Origin of the sequence: Streptomyces sp. NPDC047869 (assembly GCF_040704065.1) — a bacterium.
Lineage (GTDB): Bacteria > Actinomycetota > Actinomycetes > Streptomycetales > Streptomycetaceae > Streptomyces.
In genome coordinates this window covers 71,094-90,637 of the sequence record NZ_JBEYRK010000030.1, presented here as the reverse complement: position 1 = coordinate 90,637, position 19,544 = coordinate 71,094, and the positions used below count along the sequence as shown (strand labels likewise).

Genomic DNA, 19,544 nt, shown 5'->3' with positions numbered 1-19,544 from the left:
ACGGTCGTTGGGGTTACTGTCAGTTTCGTGTTCGCTGCAGAACGTCGCCAATTGATCCTCGAAATGGTGCGAGCGAACGGGGCCGTGTCGCTCCGTGAACTCGCCCGCGTCGTCCAGACCTCCGAAGTGACCGTACGGCGGGACGTGCGCGCACTGGAGGCAGAAGGACTCCTCGACCGCCGGCACGGCGGTGCGGTACTGCCGGGCGGGTTCACGCGGGAGTCCGGCTTTCCGCAGAAGTCCCATCTCGCGACCGCCGAGAAGACGGCCATCGCCGACCTCGCCGCCGGCCTCGTCGAGGAGGGCGAGGCCATCGTGGTCGGGGCGGGCACCACCACGCAGGAGCTGGCACGCCGGCTCGCGCGGGTGCCCGGGCTGACCGTCGTCACCAACTCCCTGCTGGTGGCACAGGCGCTGGCCCATGCCAACCGGGTGGAAGTGGTGATGACCGGCGGCACCCTGCGCGGCTCCAACTACGCCCTCGTCGGGTCCGGTGCCGAGCAGTCCCTCCAGGGGCTCAGGGTCTCCAAGGCCTTCCTGTCCGGGAGCGGGCTCACCGCGGAGCGCGGGCTGTCCACGTCCAACATGCTCTCGGCGTCCGTCGACCGGGCACTGGTGCAGGCCGCCGCCGAGGTGGTGGTCCTCGCCGACCACACGAAGCTGGGCACCGACACGATGTTCCAGACGGTGCCGACCGACGTCATCACCCGCCTGGTCACCGACGAGCCGCCCGGGCACGACGACCGCGCCGGCACGGAGCTGCAGGCACTCGCCGACCAGGGCGTGCAGATCGCCGTGGCGGGAGCGGGGGGAAACCCGGTGGGTGAACCCATGCCCGCGGCCCGGCAGCAGAGGTCGTCCGCACTGCCGGGGCCCCGTCGGGGGCAGGTCGCCGGTGGCGCGCTGCGGGGCATGCTCGGCGACCAGCCGGCCGGGGCCGAGCGGGGTCGCGTCGCCGACCTGCGCAGGCGCTGAGGTCTTCGCAGGCGCTTGAGGGGCCGTCACAGTGTCGCGGAGGGCCCTCACGGGCGCTGAGGCTGTCACGGCGGCGCTGAGGTCGTCACGGGTGCTGAGGGGCTGTCGCAGCGTTGCTGAAGGCGGTGGGGCGCTGGGGCTTGCATGGGTGCCGAGGCCTTCACGAGCGCTGGGGCTTGGGTGGGTGCCGAGGCCGTCACGGGTGCTGAGAGGCCGCCGGTCCGGTTCGCCGTAGGGCCTGGGGGTGCCGGTTCGACGGTGCGCCGTGGGGCGGCGGGTCGCCGGACGGGTGCGGGTGCTTCGTGGCTCCTCGCGGCCGCGCGGCCATGCGGCCGAGCCGCGCACCGGCACCGCCCCGCACTCCTCCCGGCCCCGCCCGGGCCCGTGCCCGCGGGCCGGCCCGCGGAAACCGGACGCCCGGCGGGCCCTGTCGGGCGCCACCGGGCGTCGGTGTTCGGGGATGCCTGCCGTCAGTCCTTGATCTCGCAGATCGCGGCGCCGGAGGTTACCGAGGCGCCCACCTCGAAGTTCAGGCCCTTGATGGTGCCGGACCGGTGGGCGTTGAGCGGCTGCTCCATCTTCATGGCCTCCAGGACGACGACCAGGTCGCCCTCCTTGACCTCCTGGCCCTCCTCCACGGCGACCTTCACGATCGTGCCCTGCATCGGGGAGGCGAGGGTGTCACCGGAGGCCACCGGGCCGGACTTCTTGGCCGCGCGGCGCTTCGGCTTGGCACCGGCGGCGAGGCCGGTGCGGGCCAGCGACATGCCCAGGGAGGACGGCAGGGAGACCTCGAGGCGCTTGCCGCCGACCTCGACGACGACCGTCTCGCGGCCCGTCTCCTCCTCGCCCTCGGCGTCGGCCGGAGCGGAGAAGGGCTTGATCTCGTTGACGAACTCGGTCTCGATCCAGCGGGTGTGGACCTTGAACGCCTCGTCGGAGCCGGTCAGTTCGGGGGCGAACGCCGGATCCCTGACGACCACGCGGTGGAACGGGATGGCCGTGGCCATGCCCTCGACCTGGAACTCGTCCAGCGCCCGGGCGGCCCGCTCCAGGGCCTCCTTGCGGGTGCGGCCGGTGACGATCAGCTTGGCCAGCAGGGAGTCCCAGGCCGGGCCGATCACACTGCCGGCCTCCACGCCCGCGTCCAGCCGGACACCGGGGCCGGTCGGCGCCTCGAAACGGGTGACCGTGCCGGGGGCGGGCAAGAAGTTGCGGCCCGGGTCCTCGCCGTTGATCCGGAACTCGAACGAGTGTCCGCGCAGCGCGGGGTCGTCGTAGCCCAGTTCCTCGCCGTCGGCGATGCGGAACATCTCGCGGACCAGGTCGATGCCGGCGACCTCCTCGGTCACCGGGTGCTCCACCTGGAGGCGGGTGTTGACCTCGAGGAAGGAGATGGTGCCGTCCTGGCCGACCAGGAACTCGCAGGTGCCGGCGCCCTCGTAGCGGGCCTCCTTCAGGATGGCCTTCGAGGCGCGGTACAGCTCGGCGACCTGCTCCTCGGAGAGGAACGGCGCCGGGGCCTCCTCGACCAGCTTCTGGTGCCGGCGCTGCAGCGAGCAGTCACGGGTGGAGACGACGACCACGTTTCCGTGCTTGTCGGCCAGGCACTGGGTCTCCACGTGGCGCGGACGGTCGAGGTAGCGCTCGACGAAGCACTCGCCGCGGCCGAAGGCGGCGACCGCCTCGCGCACCGCGGAGTCGTACAGCTCCGGGACCTCCTCGAGGGTCCTGGCCACCTTCAGGCCGCGGCCACCGCCGCCGAAGGCGGCCTTGATGGCGATCGGCAGGCCGTGCTGCTCGGCGAAGGCGACGACCTCGTCCGCGCCGGAGACGGGGTCGGGCGTACCGGCGACCAGCGGGGCGCCGGCGCGCTGGGCGATGTGCCGGGCGGCGACCTTGTCACCCAGGTCGCGGATGGCCTGCGGCGGCGGGCCGATCCAGATCAGGCCCGCGTCCAGCACGGCCTGCGCGAACTCCGCGTTCTCCGAGAGGAAGCCGTAGCCCGGATGGATGGCGTCGGCCCCCGATTCCCGGGCGGCGGTCAGCACCTTCTCGATGTCCAGATAGCTGGTGGCCGGCGTGTCACCGCCCAGGGCGAACGCCTCATCCGCGGCGCGGACATGCAGAGCGTCCCGGTCCGGGTCGGCGTAGACGGCCACGCTCGCGATCCCGGCGTCCCGGCAGGCCCGGGCCACGCGGACAGCGATTTCGCCACGGTTGGCGATGAGCACCTTGCGCACGATTGAGGCTCCCTCCTTGAAACAAGCCGAGTTTAGGGACTGCCGACACGGCTCATCGACCCGTCCCCAATGGTGAGCTTGCCCACACGGAGCGTGATTCGAGGCCCGCTCGACCCGCGAAAGCCCATGTCGCACCTGGGGTGCGGCAGGCCTCCTCCGGGCAACCCTAGCCCCGACATGTGGTCAAGGTCTCTGTGAGAGGGTGCCGCGCCCCACTCTGTTTCTTTGTCGAGTCCCTACGAATGGCCCAATGATTCTTTGCCGGTGGCCGAACCCTTGTCCCAGGGTTTACCCGTTAGTAGCGTTCGCGATGACTCGAACGTACCCGGAGTAACCGGGTTTTGGCTGGAGAGTGGGTGGGGGCCGGTGGTGCGCAGACCGGTGGCATGGGTCGTGGCGGTCGTCCTCTTGGCCGAGGCGTTCTTCATCGGGGCGCTGAACTGGTTCCTCGGGATGGTCGTCGAACGCCAGAAGATGTCGTTGGCCGGGCTCGACCCGGACGTCATGTCGACGTCCTCGAAGATCGGCGGCCTGGTCTTCGGCCTCTACTTCGCGCTGTGCGCCCTGGTGGCCCTGCTGGTGGCGATACGCGACCGGGCCCCCGCCGGCTTCGGCCGGGTGCTGCTGATCAGCGTGGCGGTCGTGCACGGCCTGCTGGGTGCCTTCACACTGAGCCTGATGGGCTGGCCGGCCTTCGTCTTCATGGTGGTGATGCTGGGCCTGGTCGTCCTGCTCCTGGTGACCTACGACCGGGACGGCGGCCCGGAGCAGGGCGTGTCCGGCGGCGCCCCCGGGGCGGGCGGCGACCCGAGGGCCGAGGACGAACCGGCCACCGGGTCCCCGGAGGGCGCGGCGCACGGCGGTACCGGCGAGCCGCGGGACGGGGACGAGGAGCCGCAGGACTCCGTCCCCGCCCAGGTCACTCAGCCGGTGCCCACAACTCCGTGATGCCGACGCCCAGTTCGGCCAGCAGGCGGCGAACGAGGGGCAGGCTGATACCGATCACGTTGCCGTGGTCGCCGTCGATGCCCTCGATGAACGGTGCCGAACGGCCGTCCAGGGTGAACGCCCCGGCGACGTAGAGAGGTTCGCCGGAGGCGACGTACGCGGCGATCTCCTCGTCCGAGGGCTCGCCGAAGCGCACGACGGTGGAGGCGGTCGCGGAGACGTGGCGCTTCGCCGTCGTGTCCCAGACGCAGTGGCCGGTCTGCAGGGTGCCGACCCGCCCGCGCATGGCCTTCCAGCGGGCGGTGGCCTCCTCGGCGTCGGCGGGCTTGCCGAGCGCCTGCCCGTCCAGCTCCAGCACCGAGTCGCAGCCGATCACCAGGGCGCCCAGCACCTCCGGCTTCGCCGCCACCACCGAGGCCTTGGCCTCGGCCAGGGCGAGCGCCAGCTCCGCGGGGGTGGGCGCGGTGACGGCGTCCTCGTCGACCCCGCTCACGATCACCTCGGGGGCGAGGCCCGCCTGGCGCAGCAGGCCGAGCCGGGCGGGGGACTGGGAGGCGAGCACGAGTCGCCTGCGTGGCTTGGCAGTCATGCGGCCAGGTTAGGCCCTCGCACGCGGATCGGGCGCCGCGCTACCGCAGGCCGATCACGATCATCCCCAGCACCATCGCCAGGGCCAGGACGAGTCCGAGCCGCCGAAGCATCTCCTGCGTGTCGCGCAGTTCTTCGGGCGGCTCGTTCTCGGGGTCTGACCACAGCATTCTTCCAGCGTGCGGGTGGCTTCGGGCCGGGCGCCTGAGTACCCGTACTCAAGTTGGCGCCCGGCGCGGCGCTCAGCTCGGCCAGTAGGTGCGGGTCCAGGACGCCGGGCCCGGCTGGGGCAGGCGCGCGGACGCGATGCGGGCCGGGTCCGACCACGAGTCCCTCGTCCCGGGCGCGCCGGGCGGCGCCGCGGCGGCCGCCACGGCGCGGGCCCGGACCACCGCCAGGGCGGCGGCGAGCTCCTCCGGGGTCGGGTTGCCTCGTACGACCTTGATGTTCATGACCGCTCCAGGGGTGCGCGGGGCGGGGGCCCGTCCGCCGTGGTCCGCCGGACGGGCCCCACAGGTCCTACAGGGGGATGTTGCCGTGCTTCTTCGGAGGCAGGGATTCCCGCTTCGTGCGCAGTTGACGCAGGCCGCGGACGATGTGGGAGCGGGTGTCGGACGGCATGATCACCGCGTCGATGTAGCCACGCTCGGCCGCGACGTAGGGGTTGAGGAGGGCGTCCTCGTACTCCTGGATCAGCCGGGCGCGCACGGCGTCGACGTCCTCCCCGCCCGCCTCCGCCTCGCCGATGGTGCGGCGGTGCAGGATGTTGACGGCTCCCTGGGCGCCCATGACGGCGATCTGGGCGGTCGGCCAGGCCAGGTTGAGGTCGGCACCCAGGTGCTTGGAGCCCATGACGTCGTAGGCGCCGCCGAACGCCTTGCGGGTGATGACGGTGATCAGCGGGACCGTCGCCTCGGCGTACGCGAAGATCAGCTTGGCGCCGCGCCGGATGATGCCGGTGTGCTCCTGGTCGACGCCCGGCAGGAAGCCCGGCACGTCGACGAAGGTGAGCACCGGGACGTTGAAGGCGTCGCAGGTCCGTACGAAGCGGGCGGCCTTCTCCGAGGCGTCGATGTCCAGGCAGCCGGCGAACTGCATCGGCTGGTTGGCGACGATGCCCACCGGGTGGCCCTCGACCCGGCCGAAGCCGGTGACGATGTTCGGCGCGAACAGCGCCTGCGTCTCGAAGAACTCGGCGTCGTCCAGGACGTGTTCGACCACCGTGCGGATGTCGTACGGCTGGTTCGCGCTGTCCGGGACCAGGGTGTCGAGCTCCAGGTCCTCGGCGCCCACGGTGAGGTCCGCCTCCTCGGCGAAGACCGGGGCCTCGCTGAGGTTGTTGGACGGCAGGTACGACAGCAGCTGCTTGACGTACTCGATGGCGTCCTTCTCGTCCCCGGCCATGTGGTGGGCCACACCGGAGGCGGAGTTGTGGGTGCGGGCGCCGCCCAGCTCCTCGAAGCCGACGTCCTCACCGGTGACCGTCTTGATGACGTCGGGACCGGTGATGAACATGTGCGAGGTCTGGTCGACCATGACCGTGAAGTCGGTGATCGCCGGCGAGTACACCGCGCCGCCCGCGCACGGGCCGACGACCAGGCTGATCTGCGGGATCACCCCGGAGGCGTGGGTGTTGCGGCGGAAGATCTCGCCGTAGGCGCCGAGGGAGGCCACGCCTTCCTGGATGCGCGCGCCACCGGAGTCGTTGATCCCGATGACCGGGCAGCCGGTCTTCAGCGCGAAGTCCATCACCTTGACGATCTTCTGGCCGTAGACCTCGCCGAGGGCGCCGCCGAAGACGGTGAAGTCCTGGGAGAACACCGCGACCGGGCGGCCGTCGACCGTGCCGTAGCCGGTCACGACGCCGTCGCCGTACGGGCGGTTCTTCTCCAGCCCGAAGTTGGTGGAGCGGTGGCGGGCGAACTCGTCGAGCTCGACGAAGGAGCCCTCGTCGAGAAGGAGTTCGATGCGCTCACGCGCCGTCAGCTTGCCCTTGGCGTGCTGCTTCTCTACGGCGCGCTCCGAGCCGGCATGCGTCGCCTCGTGGATGCGGCGCTGCAGATCCGCGAGTTTGCCCGCGGTCGTGTGGATGTCGATCTCTTGGCGCTCTTCCGGCTCGGACATCGGGATCGCGGCTCCCTGCCTGCTCAAAAGGGGGGACGGTTACTCATCCGTAGCGTAGTGGTGCCGCTGCGCATCAGCAGTGCGGCGTTTCCCACACCTAGGGTGACTTGCATGACGCCGCACAATGCATCAGACGACAACCGCTGGTCCGATCTGGACCGTCCGCCCCTGAACGCCGCGGCGCTGCGGCGCGGGCTGGTCCGGGAGGGCGGGCTGTGGTCGGAGGTGGAGCTGGTCCGGCGGACCGGGTCCACCAACTCCGACCTGGTGGCCAGGGCCGCGGCCGGCCGGGCGGACGAGGGCGCGGTGCTGGTCGCCGAGGAGCAGACGGCAGGGCGGGGCCGGCTGGACCGGCAGTGGACCGCGCCGCCGCGGTCCGGCCTGTTCTTCTCGGTGCTGCTCAAGCCGACCGAGGTGCCGGTGGCCCGCTGGGGCTGGCTGCCGCTGCTCACCGGAGTCGCGGTGGCGACGGGGCTGTCCCGCGCGGCCGGCGTGGACACGGCACTCAAGTGGCCCAACGACCTGCTGGTGACCGTCGGCGGCGAGGAGCGCAAGGCCGGCGGCATCCTCGCGGAGCGGGCCGGGGACGACGGGGTCGTCATCGGCGTGGGCATCAACGTCAGCCTCCGCGCCGAGGAGCTGCCGGTGCCGCAGGCGGGGTCGCTGGCGCTGGCCGGCGCGGTGAGCACGGACCGGGACCCGCTGCTGCGGGGCGTGCTGCGGTCGCTGGAGGACTGGTACGGACGGTGGCGCTCGGCCGGGGGCGACCCCGCCCTCAGCGGACTGCAGGAGACCTACGCGGCGGGCTGCGCGACGCTGGGGCGCACCGTACGCGCGGAACTTCCCGGGGACCGCTCCGTGGTCGGAGAGGCGATCGCGATCGACGGCGACGGCCGCCTGGTCATCGCCACGGAGGCGGGGGTACGGGAGCCGGTGGGCGCGGGCGACATCGTCCACCTGCGCCCCGTGTAGGCGGGACGGCGCGGTGCCGACAGAGGGCGGGCTTCTTCTCGTCCTCGGCCGGAAGCGCCCTGAAGGGGCGCGGGGAACTGCGCGACCGGCCCCCACGGGCGGGCGGTCGGGGATGGCGGGTTGCTGTCCGGTGTTGGGCCCGGCAGGGGCTGGCCTTCCTTCGCCGTCGGCCGGAAGCGCCCTGTAGGGGCGCGGGGAACTGCGCGGAAGGGCCCCAGGCCCCCACGGGACCGCGGGCTGGGACGGCGGGGGTGCCCGGAAGGGGCCCGGTCGCGGGGTCAGGGTGGCGGAAGCCCCCGAGACCGCCGGCGGCGAGAAGCGCCGGCTGACCGTGCCGGGAGGCGCACTCCCGGCCCAACCCGACGGAGTGAGCTGGCGCACACCTGCCGTAGAGTTGAGGCCGGTCGTACCTGACCGTGGCAGATCGGAAGGGCAGCAGGCGTGACCGTCGACGACACGGGCTCCGGCGCGGACGCGCGGGTGGATCCCCACGCCGCCGACACCGGCGAGGATCCCCTCGCCCTCCGCCTCGAGCAGCTCATTCTCGGCGCCGAGCGGCGCTACACCCCGTTCCAGGCGGCCCGCAGCGCCGGTGTCTCCATGGAACTGGCGTCCCGCTTCTGGCGGGCCATGGGCTTCGCCGACATCGGGCAGGCCAAGGCGCTCACCGAGGCCGACGTACTGGCCCTGCGGCGACTCGCCGGCCTGGTCGAGGCGGGGCTGCTGAGCGAGGCCATGGCGGTGCAGGTGGCCCGGTCCACGGGGCAGACCACCGCCCGGTTGGCCGAATGGCAGATCGATTCCTTCCTGGAGGGGCTGACCGAGCCGCCCGAGCCGGGCATGACCCGCACCGAGGTCACCTACCCGATCGTCGAGCTGCTGCTGCCCGAGCTGGAGGAGTTCCTGGTCTACGTGTGGCGGCGGCAGCTCGCCGCCTCGGCCGGCCGGGTCGTGCAGACCGCCGACGACGAGGAGATGGTCGACCGGCGGCTCGCGGTCGGCTTCGCCGACCTGGTCGGGTTCACCCGGCTGACCCGGCGGATGGAGGAGGAGGAGCTCGGCGAGCTGGTCGAGGCCTTCGAGACCACGGCCGCCGACCTGGTGGCGGCGCGCGGCGGGCGGCTCATCAAGACGCTCGGCGACGAGGTGCTCTTTGTCGCCGACGACGCCGGGACGGCCGCGGACATCGCGCTGCGGCTGGTCGAGACGATGGCCAACGACGAGACGATGCCGGAGCTGCGCGTCGGCATGGCGTTCGGCACGGTCACCACGCGCATGGGCGACGTCTTCGGCACGACCGTCAACCTCGCCTCCCGGCTGACCTCCATAGCCCCGCGCGACGCCGTGCTGGTGGACAGCGCCTTCGCCGAGGAACTGATCCGCACCAAGGAGGCGCCCGCCTCGGAGGCGGAGGCCGCCGAGGCCGCGGCCGCCGCGGAGAAGGAGGGCGAGGAGCCGCCGTCGTACCGCTTCGCGCTGCAGCCGATGTGGCAGCGCCCGGTGCGTGGGCTCGGGGTGGTCGAGCCCTGGCTGCTCGGCCGCCGCGACGGTCAGTCCTGACCGCCGCCCAGCACGTCCACGCAGAGGCCGATCACCGGTAGGCAGAGTCCGTCGTCCCAGGTGGGCGGTGCCGTCGTACCCCGGCTGGGAGTCGGCGCGGGTTCGTGGGCGGTCCGGGTCGGCGCGGGGGGTGTCGGCGAGGAGCGCGGTGCGGTCGTGGCCGGATCGGTGCGCCGAGGGGCGGTGGTCGGCGCGCCGGTTCCGCCCGGGGGCGGGACGCGGGTGGCCGAGGGACCGGGGGCGGCCTCGTCCGTCTCCGCCGGGGCCGTCATGGCCGTCGGGGCCGCGCTCACCCCGCCCATGGCCGAGGTGGCGGAGGGCCGGGTCGTGCGGGCGGTGCCGATGCCGGCGGCCGGGTCGGTGGAGCGGGCGGTGACGCCGCCGCTCGGGTCCGGGCGGGGCTCGGCCAGCGCCGTGTCCGGGACGCCGACGCCGGACTCCGGAGCGGCACGCACGAGGCTGAGGACGCCGGCGGCCAGTGCCAGGCCGCCCGCTGCGAACAGCACCTTGCGGGGGCGGGGCTTGCGGTGCCGGCCACGGCGCGCGGAAAGCGTGGCGGTCTCCGCGACGGCGGTCCGCTGATTCGTTTCTCCGGTACCGGACTGAGCGCGTGTCGGTCTCATGAGGTCCCCTCCCCACCGTGGCGCGGAGCGCACGTTATGCGCTGCCGTGGGTGGTGTGGGGCGAGACGGCCGGGATGTCACTCGAACGGGTGTAGGGCGGCGATGCGGGCGGCTCTTTCCCGGGGTGGGGTGCGGCTGCGATGATCGGGGCGGCAGTGAGTTAACCCGCGTTAACCGGAGGGTGTCATGAGCGAGGAGCGGTACGGGGAGTTCGTGCTGGTGCGGCGGCACGGGCACGTGGCGGAGCTGGTGCTGGACCGGCCCAAGGCCATGAACGCCGTCTCGACGGAGATGGCCCGCTCCCTCGCGGGCGCGTGCACGGCGCTCGCCGCCGACCGGGAGGCGCGGGTGGTCGTGCTGACCTCCTCGCACGAACGCGCGTTCTGCGTCGGGGCCGACCTGAAGGAGCGGAACTCCTTCAGCGACGCCGACCTGGTGAAGCAGCGGCCGGTGGCGCGCGGGGCGTACACCGGGGTGCTGGAACTGCCGATGCCGACGATCGCGGCGGTGCACGGCTTCGCGCTGGGCGGCGGGTTCGAGCTGGCGCTGTCCTGCGACCTGATCGTGGCCGACCCGACGGCGGTGGTGGGGTTGCCCGAGGTGTCGGTGGGCGTGATCCCGGGCGGCGGCGGTACGCAGTTGCTGCCGCGGCGGGTCGGGGCGGCCCGGGCGGCCGAGCTGATCTTCACGGCACGGCGGCTGGACGCGGCGGAGGCCGCCGGTCTCGGCCTGGTGGACCAGCTCGTGGAGGAGGGCCGGGACCGCGAGGAGGCGCTGGCGCTGGCGGCGCGGATCGCCGGCAACTCGCCGGTGGGGCTGCGGGCCGCCAAGCGGGCGCTGCGACTGGGGCACGGGCTGGACCTGCGGGCCGGTCTCGAGGTCGAGGACGCGGCGTGGCGGTCGGTGGCGTTCTCCGGGGACCGTGCGGAGGGTGTGGCGGCCTTCAACGAGAAGCGCAAGCCTGAGTGGCCGGGGGAGTGAGGCCGCGGGGCGCCGTCCGGGCCTTCCCGCCGGGGGCGCCGCCGCGGAAGTGATGTCCGCCGGGGTCCCGCCGGGCGGGATCTTCCGCCGTGGTCACGCCGGGCCGGACCGCCACGTTGAGTGAGCGACGGTCTCTTGATGTTCCTGTTCATCCCATTTTCTTCCTAATCTGGAGCAATGGGTGAGGACAAGCGGCTGGCCGCAGTGGTGGCGCTGGCTCAGGGGATGGCCGCGGCGCGTGCGCCGATGGAGTCGTGGCGCGCCGCCGCGCTCGGCGCGTGCTGGGCGCTGGACGGCAACTTCGCCGCGCTGTCGGTGTGGGAGCGTGACCTCGGCCGGCTGCGGGTGCTGGTGAACGTGGGAGAGCGCCGCGCGGACGAGGAGGAGTTCCCGGAGGCCGAGACCTACCCGGTGCACCAGTTCCCGGAGATCACCGAGTTCCTGCACGAGCGCTGGGTGGGCGGGGGCGGCCCGAACGCCTGGGTGGAGACCGCCGGGGGCACGGCCGCCGGCGACCGCGGCTACTTCCACCAGCGGGTGGCCGCGCTGCGCCGCCGTGGCCGGGGCTGCTGTGTGGTCGCCCCCGTCGTGCTGCACGGCCGGGCGTGGGGCGAGCTGTACGTGGCCCGGGCGGTCAGCGCGCCGGTGTTCGGACCCCCGGACGCCGACTTCGCCACCGTGCTGGCCGCGGTCGTCGCCGCCGGGCTGGCCCAGACCGAGCGGCTGGAGGAGGCCCGCCGGCTGGCGTTCACCGACTCCCTCACCGGTCTCGCCAACCGCCGTGCCGTGGACGTGCGGCTGGAGGAGGCCGTCGAGCGGCACCGCACGCGGGGCGTCGTGGTCAGTCTCGTCGTCTGCGATCTCAACGGGCTCAAGCGGGTCAACGACACCCTCGGGCACGCCGTCGGCGACCGGTTGCTGGAGCGGTTCGGCTCGGTGCTGTCGCTGTGCGGGGCGATGGTGCCGGGCGCGCTCGCCGCCCGGCTCGGCGGCGACGAGTTCTGTCTGCTGGTGGCGGGGCCGCCCGCCGACGACGTGGTCAAGGCTGCGGACGAGCTGTGCCGGCGGGCCGGGGAGCTGGAACTGGGCGAGGGGGTGGCCTGCGGCGTCGCCTCGACCGAGGATCCGATCGGGCCGGTGCACGACGCCCGGCGGCTCTTCCGGCTGGCCGACGCCGCGCAGTACCGGGCCAAGGCGCTGGGCGCGGACCGGCCGGTGGTGGCGGGCCGGGAGGGGCCGGACGACCCCGTCGTACGCCTCGCCGACGAGCCCTCGCCGGAGCGGGCCGAGCGGCGCCGCTTCCGGGGCCGGCTGCCGTGAGGGAGTGTGCGGTGAAGCTCACGAGGCGGTAAGGGGCGCACCCGCGCTCCACTAGTGACACATGCGCATTCAATGCGTACGCTCCTGAATATGGATATGCACACTGTGGTGGTGGGGACGTCCGGTGTCACGGCGTCCGACGTTCTCGCCGTGGCGCGCGGCGGTGCCCGCATCGAGCTGTCGGCCGAGGCCGTGGCGGCCCTCGCGGCGGCCCGGGAGATCGTGGACGCCCTGGCGGCCAAGCCCGAGCCGGTCTACGGCGTCTCCACCGGTTTCGGAGCCCTGGCGACCCGGCACATCAGCCAGGAACTGCGCGCCCAACTGCAGCGCAACATCGTCCGCTCGCACGCCGCCGGCATGGGCCCGCGGGTCGAGCGCGAGGTCGTACGCGCCCTGATGTTCCTGCGGCTCAAGACCGTCTGCTCCGGGCACACCGGGGTCCGGCCCGAGGTCGCGCAGGCCATGGCCGACGTGCTCAACGCCGGGATCACCCCGGTCGTGCACGAGTACGGCTCGCTGGGCTGCTCCGGCGACCTCGCCCCGCTCTCCCACTGCGCCCTGACCCTGATGGGCGAGGGGGACGCCGAGGGCCCCGACGGCGTCGTCCGGCCCGCCGGCGAACTGCTCGCCGAGCACGGGATCGCCCCCGTCGAGCTGCGCGAGAAGGAGGGGCTCGCCCTCCTCAACGGCACCGACGGCATGCTCGGCATGCTGGTCATGGCTCTCGCCGACCTCGACACGCTCTACAAGTCCGCCGACGTCACCGCCGCCCTCAGCATGGAGGCGCTGCTCGGCACGGACAAGGTGCTCGCCCCCGAGCTGCACGCCATCCGCCCGCACCCGGGTCAGGGCGCCTCCGCCGCCAACATGCTGGCCGTGCTCAAGGGTTCCCAGCTCACCGGCCACCACCAGGACGACGCCCCCCGCGTCCAGGACGCCTACTCGGTGCGCTGCGCCCCGCAGGTCGCCGGCGCCGGCCGGGACACCCTGGCGCACGCCCGGCTCGTCGCCGAGCGGGAGCTGGCCTCGGCCGTCGACAACCCGGTGGTGCTGCCCGACGGCCGGGTCGAGTCCAACGGCAACTTCCACGGCGCGCCCGTCGCCTACGTCCTGGACTTCCTCGCCATCGCGGCCGCGGACCTCGGCTCCATCGCCGAGCGGCGCACCGACCGGCTGCTGGACAAGAACCGCAGCCACGGCCTGCCGCCGTTCCTCGCCGACGACGCCGGCGTCGACTCCGGTCTGATGATCGCCCAGTACACGCAGGCCGCGCTGGTCAGCGAGATGAAGCGGCTGGCCGTCCCGGCCTCCGCGGACTCCATCCCGTCCTCCGCCATGCAGGAGGACCACGTGTCCATGGGCTGGTCGGCCGCGCGCAAGCTGCGCACCGCCGTCGGGAACCTCGCCCGGATCATCGCCGTCGAGCTGTACGCGGCCACCCGCGCCATCGAACTGCGCGAGGGCCGGAGCCCGGCGCCCGCCTCCCGCGCGGTGATCGACGCCGTGCGCGCCGCCGGTGTGCGGGGGCCGGGCCCGGACCGCTTCCTGGCCCCCGACCTGGCCGCCGCCGACGCGTTCGTGCGCGGCGGGCGTCTCGTCGCCGCCGCCGAGTCCGTGACGGGGCCGCTGGCCTGACCTCGGCCCGGTGGGGGTGCCTCGGCCGGCACCCCCACCGCCTCCTCACCGGAGACGGGCCGTCACTTCAGCTTGGCCGCCTGGGCCTTGACGACCGGCGCCGAGACCGTGTACGGCTTCTTGGACATCATCGCGCCGATGTTGATCGTGGAGTACGTCGCGAGGGTGTTGCCGTGCCGTACGACCTCGCCGTGCAGCGGCATGTCGCCCTCGTCGGAGCTGTCGTTGGTCGCCGTGAAGGCCACCGACTCGTCACCGGTGCCGGCGGACTTCTCCTCGGCGACCTTGGTGAACTTCCCCTTCTCGCCGTCCTGCTCACCGGCGAAGCCGCCCGAGCACGCCTTCACCGCGTCCGAGACCGACTTCAGGGCCTTCTCGGCGCCGTCACCGTCGTACGAGGCCAGGGTGACCACGGTGACGTCCAGGTCCATGGACTTGTTGAGCGCTTCCTCGAACTTGCCGTCGGCCAGGTCGTCCAGGGACGTGGCGTCGTCCGTGGGGTCCTTCTTGTCCTCCGTGGCCATGCGGCTGGCCTGCGCCGCCGGCTCGCCGGGCGCGATGGCGGTCAGGGCCCGCAGCAGCGGGTCGCAGCGGGAGTCCTCCGCCTTGACCTTGCTCTTGTCGGGGAGGCCGCCCTTGACGGCCCCCACCTTGAATCCCGGCACCTCGCCCTTGGCGATGACCAGGTCCTTCAGCTCGGCGGCGCTCAGCGCCTTCGCCGAGCCGCCCTTGCCGTCCCCGGAACCGCCGTCGGAACAGCCTGTGATGAGGGCGAGCGACAGTGCGCCCACAGCCGCGGTGGCGCACAGCCGCACACCCGATGATCTCTTCATGAGCGGACTATGAGTGCACTGTCAAAGGATCGTCAAGCGACATTAAAGTCCGAGGCGTTCGCGGCGCACCGAATACACCACGAACCCGGCGCCCACGGCGAGGAACACGCTGCCGCCGACGACATACGGCGTGGTGTCGAAGCTGCCGGTGTCGGCCAGCTCCGTGGTGTCCGCGACATCGGCCGTCGTGGCCTCGCTCACGGCCTTCGCCTGCTGGGTGACCGGTGTCGTCGAGGCCGCCTCGGTCGTCGCTCTCACCGTGTCGTCCTGCGACGCGTTGGCGGACGGGACGAACCACAGGGCGCACAGCAGCGTTCCCGCGGCGGTGGCGGTCAGCAGCGGACGGCGAACGGATGACACGGAATATCGATCCCCTTGTGACGCTGGCGAATTGGCCGTGTGGGGCGATGTTAGTGAAAGTCGCGGGTCACAGGAAAGTCACGGGAGGTTTCAGTCGTACGCTCCCGCCATGAACACGGAAGAGACATCCAGGTTTGTACGCCTTCGGGTGGAACTGGTCCTCGAGGTCGAAAACGAGGACGAGTTGACCAAGGCCGCGCTGCGCCGGCTCGCCACCGACCCGGAGCTGCCGCAGGAGGAGCGGTCGCACGCCGAGAGCGCTGTGACGGAAGACACCGCCGAGGCCCTTGCGTACCTCGTCGACCCGTTCGACCTGGTCAGCGAGGTGCCCGGGGTGGAGCTCCAGCAGGCGTCCTGGTCCAGCGAACGCATCGACCACGACCCCGACTCCCTGGACTGGGACGTGGACGAGGATGATGGAGGGGAAGACGACGAAGAAGAGGACGGCATCGGCTGAGCGTCCCGGGGAACTTGTGCACCCCGGACGGCAACCGCCGTCCGGGGCTTTGTCGTCTCAGGGGGCGCACGGACGACTCGGCACCACCCGTCACGGGCGGGCGTGGGATGCCCCACACCCGCGGGCCATGTGGAGCGGGACGAATCGCCCGTAGCGTAGACGGTTCCCCTGGGGACTCGGAGTTTCCGCGATTTCGGCAACGATGGAGAAGCGTGTGATGACGGACAGTAAGCGGCGCAAGGGCCTGACGGTCGCGTCCGCACTGCTCGGCGGTGTGCTGGCACTCACCGGGTGTTCCGGTGGCGGCGACGCCAAGGCCTCCGGCAGCGGTGACACCTCGCAGGCCAAGGCCGACGAGGCAGCCGCCAAGAAGTCCTCCGAGGCCCAGATCACGATCACGCCGAAGGACGGCTCGAACAACGCCTCCATCAACAACTCGGCCGCCGTCAAGGTCGCCAAGGGCACCCTCACCACGGTCTCCATGACCACCGAGGACGGCAAGGCCGTGGCCGGCGCGCTGTCCGCCGACAAGACGAGCTGGCAGCCCAGCGCCCAGCTCGAGCGGTCGACCACCTACAAGCTCTCCGCCGAGGCCAAGGACTCCGCGGGCCGGGTGGCCCACGAGAACGCCTCCTTCACCACGGTCTCGCCGACCAACAGCTTCATAGGCAACTTCACGCCGGAGGACGGTTCGACCGTCGGCGTGGGCATGCCCGTGTCGATCAACTTCGACAAGGCGATCACCAACAAGGCCGCCGTGCAGAAGGGCATCACGGTCACCTCCAGCAGCGGTCAGGAGGTCGTGGGCCACTGGTTCAACGCCAACCGCATCGACTTCCGCCCCGAGGCGTACTGGAAGGAGAACTCCACCGTCACGCTGAAGCTCGCGCTCGACGGTGTCGAGGGTGCCTCCGGCGTCTACGGCGTGCAGCAGAAGACGGTCACCTTCCACATCGGCCGCAACCAGGTCTCCTACGTCGACGCGCAGACCAAGAAGATGAAGGTCACGCAGGACGGCAGGACGGTCAAGACCATACCGATCTCCGCCGGCTCGCCGGAGAACAAGACGTACGAGGGCATCATGGTGATGTCCGAGAAGTTCAAGCAGACGCGGATGAACGGCGCGACCGTGGGCTTCACCGACGACGACGGCAAGGGCGAGTACGACATCAAGGACGTGCCGCACGCCATCCGGCTGACCAGCTCCGGCACCTTCCTGCACGGCAACTACTGGGGCGCGAAGTCCATCTTCGGCAGCGTCAACACCAGCCACGGCTGCGTGGGCCTGTCCGACACCAAGGGCGCCAAGGACCCCAGCACGCCCGCCGCCTGGGTCTACGACCACTCCCTCGTCGGTGACGTCGTGGTGATCCGGCACACCGGCGACAAGACCGTGTCCCCGGACAACGGCCTCAACGGCTGGAACATGGACTGGGCGCAGTGGAAGGCCGGTTCGGCCGTCTGATCCCGCGCTCCCCGCACACCCGCTCCGGTGCCGCCCCTGTCCCAGGGGCGGCATCGGCCGTTTTCCGGGCTCCTCCTGGGGTGGGGCACAGCCTTCTCATGGTTCTCTTATTTCAGCCTTATCGAGTCATCACGGTCCGTCCCTAGCTTGCGGGCATGTTCTTCACCTACCTGAGGCGCGAACTGCGCCGCCGTAGAAAGGCGGCCCTCGTCGTCGCCTCCGGTCTCGCGCTCGGCATCGCGCTCGTCATCGTGGTCAACTCGGTGTCCAGCGGCATGGGGAAGGCCCAGGACAAGGTCCTGCAGTCGCTGTACGGGCTGGGCACGGACATGACCGTCACCAAGGCCGCGTCGGCGTCCACCGGTGACGCGCAGCGTCCGCGCTTCAAGTTCGACGCGCAGAACGACGACTCCAAGTCGCAGAGCAGCGACCGGGTCATGGTGCAGGGCTTCACCACCCTCGCCTCCTCGACCGTCACCGAGGTCGCGGACCAGCAGGGGGTGTCCTCGGCCGTCGGCGGGCTCAGCCTCAACGTGGTGAAGGTCGACGGCCGGTTCACCCGCGGCCAGTTCCAGCAGAACGGAGACGCCGGCGGGCAGCCGGGCCGTCCCGGCGGCGAAGGGAGCGGCCAGCCGCAGGGCGAGGTCCGCGGCGGCGGCGCGAACTTCGACATCAACCAGTACACCGTCTTCGGCACCGACGTCACCAGGACCGCGCTCGGCCCGCTGACCTCCTCGAAGATCACCAGCGGCCGCACCTTCCGGACCACCGAGACCGACGCCAAGGTCGCCGTGGCCGACTCGGCCTACGCCAAGACGAAGAAGTACAAGGTCGGTTCGACCGTCACCGTCAAGGGCACCAAGTTCAAGGTGATCGGCATCGCCACCGCCGACAGCGGTGACGCGGCGGCCAACCTGTACGTTCCGCTGAAGCGGGCACAGACCCTCGCCGGTGAGAAGAACAAGATCACGACGATCTACGTCAAGGCGGCCGACTCCCAGCGGATCGACTCGGTCAAGAGCGCCATCCAGAAGAACGTCTCGGGTACGACCGTCACCACCTCCGCCGACCTGGCCAAGACCGTCTCGGGCTCGCTGTCCACCGCCTCCTCGCTCGCCACCAAGGTCGGCAAGTGGCTGTCGATCGTGGTGCTCGTGGCCGCGTTCCTGGTGGCCGGTCTGCTCACCTCCTCCGCGGTCTCCCGCCGGGTGCGCGAGTTCGGCACGCTGAAGGCCCTCGGCTGGAAGTCCGGCCGGGTGACCCGGCAGGTGGTCGGCGAGGCCGTCGTCAACGGCCTGGTCGGCGGTGTCCTCGGTATCGCGCTCGGCCTGGCGGGTGCCTACGCCGTGACGGCGATCAGCCCCAGTCTGCAGGCGCAGCTCGGCGGCGGAACGGGCGGTGCGGGCCTCGGCGGGCCCGGCGGTGGCGGTGGCTTCGGCGGACCCGGGCGGCAGGCCGCCAAGACCCTGGAGGTGGCCCTCACGGCCCCGGTCAGCGTCACCACGATCGTCCTGGCGGTGGGCCTCGCGGTGGCGGGCGGCCTGATCGCGGGCGCGTTCGGCGGCTGGCGGGCCTCGCGGCTGCGTCCGGCCGACGCGCTGCGGCGCGTGGAGTAGCGGCCGGCCCGCACGAAGGCGCGGCGCCCGTCGACGCGCACCAACCGAACGCCCCCTCAGGAGTCCCCATGTACGAACTCAGGAACGTCACCAAGCGCTACACGAGAGGCAAGGAGACCGTCCACGCCCTCGACGGCATAGACCTGACCATCCCCGACGGCGACCGCCTGGTCATCCAGGGCCCCACCGGCGGCGGCAAGTCCACCCTCCTGCAGATGCTCGGCGGCCTGGACCGCCCCACCTCCGGAGAGGTGGTTCTGGACGGCACCGACCTGGCCAGGCTCTCCGAGGCCCGGCTGACCCGCGTCCGCAGCGAGAACATCGGCTTCGTCTTCCAGTCCTTCAACCTGATCCCCACCCTCACCGCCCAGGAGAACGTCGAGACCGCCCTGGTCCCGCTCGGGGTGAAGGTGAAGGCGCGCCGCGAACGGGCGGCCGAGGCCCTGAACTCCGTCGGCCTCGGCGAGCGTCTGGCCCATCTGCCCTCGGAGATGTCCGGCGGACAGCAGCAGCGCGTCGCCATCGCCCGCGCGCTCGTCAAGCGGCCCAAGGTGCTGCTCGCCGACGAACCGACCGGCAACCTCGACGAGGGCATGCGCGACGAGATCATGGACGTGCTCGAACGCCTGTGGAAGGAGCACGGGCTGACGTTCATCATGGTCACCCACGACTCCTCGATCGCGCGGAAGGCCCCGCGGCTGGCCACCATCCGCAAGGGAAAGATCAGCGTCAAGGAGAACGCGGGCGCCTGACGGCGTATAACGCCGCCCGCACACAAGGGACTTCGCGGTTGTGTAACGGTGTCCCGCCCGGCGAGTAACAGTTCCGGGCGGGGCTTTCCCGC

At 72.0% G+C, this 19,544-nt stretch carries 19 protein-coding genes; 11 read left to right on the top strand and 8 right to left on the bottom strand.

The genetic code is table 11. From position 1 onward, the window contains the following. Positions 1 to 51 precede the first annotated feature (51 nt). Positions 52 to 975 carry a DeoR/GlpR family DNA-binding transcription regulator gene (locus tag AB0924_RS30205; RefSeq protein ID WP_358936446.1) on the top strand — a complete coding sequence of 308 codons (924 nt, stop codon included), beginning with the start codon at positions 52 to 54 and terminating at the stop codon, positions 973 to 975. Positions 976 to 1,445: 470 nt separating this feature from the next. Here AB0924_RS30205 and AB0924_RS30200 read toward each other — a convergent pair whose 3' ends face one another. After that, complete coding sequence (locus AB0924_RS30200) at positions 1,446 to 3,218, bottom strand: biotin carboxylase N-terminal domain-containing protein (RefSeq protein WP_358936330.1); 1,773 nt, start codon at positions 3,216 to 3,218, stop codon at positions 1,446 to 1,448. 366 nt (positions 3,219 to 3,584) lie between these two features. Here AB0924_RS30200 and AB0924_RS30195 point away from each other — a divergent pair, with 366 nt between their 5' ends. Next, the gene (locus tag AB0924_RS30195) at positions 3,585 to 4,166 is read left to right on the top strand and encodes a hypothetical protein (protein ID WP_358936332.1); all 582 of its coding nucleotides are present in this window, start codon (positions 3,585 to 3,587) and stop codon (positions 4,164 to 4,166) included. Here the strand turns inward: AB0924_RS30195 and AB0924_RS30190 are convergent. The 4 genes from AB0924_RS30190 to AB0924_RS30175 form a co-directional block, all read right to left on the bottom strand. After that, a complete protein-coding gene (locus tag AB0924_RS30190; RefSeq protein WP_358936334.1) occupies positions 4,138 to 4,755 on the bottom strand; it encodes a nucleoside triphosphate pyrophosphatase in 618 nt (205 codons plus the stop codon). The genes AB0924_RS30195 and AB0924_RS30190 overlap by 29 nt on opposite strands. Before the next feature lie 40 nt (positions 4,756 to 4,795). After that, positions 4,796 to 4,924, bottom strand: a complete 129-nt coding sequence (locus tag AB0924_RS30185) for a hypothetical protein (RefSeq protein WP_268894155.1) — start codon at positions 4,922 to 4,924, stop codon at positions 4,796 to 4,798. 72 nt (positions 4,925 to 4,996) lie between these two features. Continuing rightward, entirely contained in the window at positions 4,997 to 5,206 is a 210-nt protein-coding gene (locus AB0924_RS30180; protein WP_250402483.1) for an acyl-CoA carboxylase epsilon subunit, read from the bottom strand. Between the two features lie 67 nt (positions 5,207 to 5,273). Next, positions 5,274 to 6,878, bottom strand: a complete 1,605-nt coding sequence (locus AB0924_RS30175; protein ID WP_358936337.1) for an acyl-CoA carboxylase subunit beta — start codon at positions 6,876 to 6,878, stop codon at positions 5,274 to 5,276. Between the two features lie 111 nt (positions 6,879 to 6,989). On the opposite strand from AB0924_RS30175, the gene AB0924_RS30170 reads away from it, so the two are divergent. Then, a complete protein-coding gene (locus AB0924_RS30170) occupies positions 6,990 to 7,850 on the top strand; it encodes a biotin--[acetyl-CoA-carboxylase] ligase (RefSeq protein ID WP_358936340.1) in 861 nt (286 codons plus the stop codon). A gap of 441 nt (positions 7,851 to 8,291) precedes the next feature. Next, positions 8,292 to 9,410 (top strand): adenylate/guanylate cyclase domain-containing protein, encoded by a 1,119-nt coding sequence (locus AB0924_RS30165; RefSeq protein ID WP_358936342.1) that lies wholly within the window; start codon positions 8,292 to 8,294, stop codon positions 9,408 to 9,410. Here AB0924_RS30165 and AB0924_RS30160 read toward each other — a convergent pair. After that, entirely contained in the window at positions 9,401 to 10,033 is a 633-nt protein-coding gene (locus tag AB0924_RS30160) for a hypothetical protein (protein WP_366913058.1), read from the bottom strand. The two genes, AB0924_RS30165 and AB0924_RS30160, sit on opposite strands and share 10 nt — an antisense overlap. A gap of 186 nt (positions 10,034 to 10,219) precedes the next feature. On the opposite strand from AB0924_RS30160, the gene AB0924_RS30155 reads away from it, so the two are divergent. The 3 genes from AB0924_RS30155 to hutH all read left to right on the top strand — a co-directional run bounded on the left by AB0924_RS30155 (position 10,220) and on the right by hutH (position 13,969). Next, complete coding sequence (locus AB0924_RS30155) at positions 10,220 to 11,014, top strand: enoyl-CoA hydratase-related protein (RefSeq protein ID WP_366913057.1); 795 nt, start codon at positions 10,220 to 10,222, stop codon at positions 11,012 to 11,014. 177 nt (positions 11,015 to 11,191) lie between these two features. Beyond that, positions 11,192 to 12,334 (top strand): GGDEF domain-containing protein, encoded by a 1,143-nt coding sequence (locus tag AB0924_RS30150; RefSeq protein WP_358936348.1) that lies wholly within the window; start codon positions 11,192 to 11,194, stop codon positions 12,332 to 12,334. A gap of 96 nt (positions 12,335 to 12,430) precedes the next feature. Further along, positions 12,431 to 13,969, top strand: coding sequence for a histidine ammonia-lyase (hutH, locus tag AB0924_RS30145; RefSeq protein ID WP_366913068.1), 1,539 nt, complete (start codon positions 12,431 to 12,433; stop codon positions 13,967 to 13,969). 62 nt (positions 13,970 to 14,031) lie between these two features. Here hutH and AB0924_RS30140 read toward each other — a convergent pair whose 3' ends face one another. Beyond that, entirely contained in the window at positions 14,032 to 14,802 is a 771-nt protein-coding gene (locus tag AB0924_RS30140; RefSeq protein WP_366913056.1) for a hypothetical protein, read from the bottom strand. 42 nt (positions 14,803 to 14,844) lie between these two features. Further along, positions 14,845 to 15,162 carry an LAETG motif-containing sortase-dependent surface protein gene (locus tag AB0924_RS30135; protein WP_358936352.1) on the bottom strand — a complete coding sequence of 106 codons (318 nt, stop codon included), beginning with the start codon at positions 15,160 to 15,162 and terminating at the stop codon, positions 14,845 to 14,847. A 109-nt stretch (positions 15,163 to 15,271) separates the two neighbouring features. Between AB0924_RS30135 and AB0924_RS30130 the strand changes: the two genes are divergently transcribed. From AB0924_RS30130 to AB0924_RS30115, 4 genes are all read left to right on the top strand, one after another. Continuing rightward, a complete protein-coding gene (locus AB0924_RS30130; RefSeq protein WP_358936354.1) occupies positions 15,272 to 15,619 on the top strand; it encodes a hypothetical protein in 348 nt (115 codons plus the stop codon). 217 nt (positions 15,620 to 15,836) lie between these two features. Then, a complete protein-coding gene (locus AB0924_RS30125; protein WP_366913055.1) occupies positions 15,837 to 17,084 on the top strand; it encodes an Ig-like domain-containing protein in 1,248 nt (415 codons plus the stop codon). Between the two features lie 155 nt (positions 17,085 to 17,239). Next, the gene (locus AB0924_RS30120) at positions 17,240 to 18,700 is read left to right on the top strand and encodes an ABC transporter permease (protein ID WP_358936358.1); all 1,461 of its coding nucleotides are present in this window, start codon (positions 17,240 to 17,242) and stop codon (positions 18,698 to 18,700) included. 68 nt (positions 18,701 to 18,768) lie between these two features. Beyond that, positions 18,769 to 19,452 (top strand): ABC transporter ATP-binding protein, encoded by a 684-nt coding sequence (locus AB0924_RS30115; RefSeq protein ID WP_358936360.1) that lies wholly within the window; start codon positions 18,769 to 18,771, stop codon positions 19,450 to 19,452. Positions 19,453 to 19,544: the final 92 nt, after the last annotated feature.

Coding starts and splice junctions, on each gene's coding strand:
- AB0924_RS30190 (WP_358936334.1), bottom strand. CDS start 4,755: ATGACTGCCAAGCCACGCAGGCGACTCGTGCTCGCCTCCCAGTCCCCC.
- AB0924_RS30185 (WP_268894155.1), bottom strand. CDS start 4,924: ATGCTGTGGTCAGACCCCGAGAACGAGCCGCCCGAAGAACTGCGCGAC.
- AB0924_RS30180 (WP_250402483.1), bottom strand. CDS start 5,206: ATGAACATCAAGGTCGTACGAGGCAACCCGACCCCGGAGGAGCTCGCC.
- AB0924_RS30175 (WP_358936337.1), bottom strand. CDS start 6,878: ATGTCCGAGCCGGAAGAGCGCCAAGAGATCGACATCCACACGACCGCG.
- AB0924_RS30170 (WP_358936340.1), top strand. CDS start 6,990: ATGACGCCGCACAATGCATCAGACGACAACCGCTGGTCCGATCTGGAC.
- AB0924_RS30160 (WP_366913058.1), bottom strand. CDS start 10,033: ATGAGACCGACACGCGCTCAGTCCGGTACCGGAGAAACGAATCAGCGG.
- AB0924_RS30155 (WP_366913057.1), top strand. CDS start 10,220: ATGAGCGAGGAGCGGTACGGGGAGTTCGTGCTGGTGCGGCGGCACGGG.
- AB0924_RS30150 (WP_358936348.1), top strand. CDS start 11,192: ATGGGTGAGGACAAGCGGCTGGCCGCAGTGGTGGCGCTGGCTCAGGGG.
- hutH (WP_366913068.1), top strand. CDS start 12,431: ATGCACACTGTGGTGGTGGGGACGTCCGGTGTCACGGCGTCCGACGTT.
- AB0924_RS30140 (WP_366913056.1), bottom strand. CDS start 14,802: ATGAAGAGATCATCGGGTGTGCGGCTGTGCGCCACCGCGGCTGTGGGC.
- AB0924_RS30130 (WP_358936354.1), top strand. CDS start 15,272: ATGAACACGGAAGAGACATCCAGGTTTGTACGCCTTCGGGTGGAACTG.
- AB0924_RS30125 (WP_366913055.1), top strand. CDS start 15,837: ATGACGGACAGTAAGCGGCGCAAGGGCCTGACGGTCGCGTCCGCACTG.
- AB0924_RS30120 (WP_358936358.1), top strand. CDS start 17,240: ATGTTCTTCACCTACCTGAGGCGCGAACTGCGCCGCCGTAGAAAGGCG.
- AB0924_RS30115 (WP_358936360.1), top strand. CDS start 18,769: ATGTACGAACTCAGGAACGTCACCAAGCGCTACACGAGAGGCAAGGAG.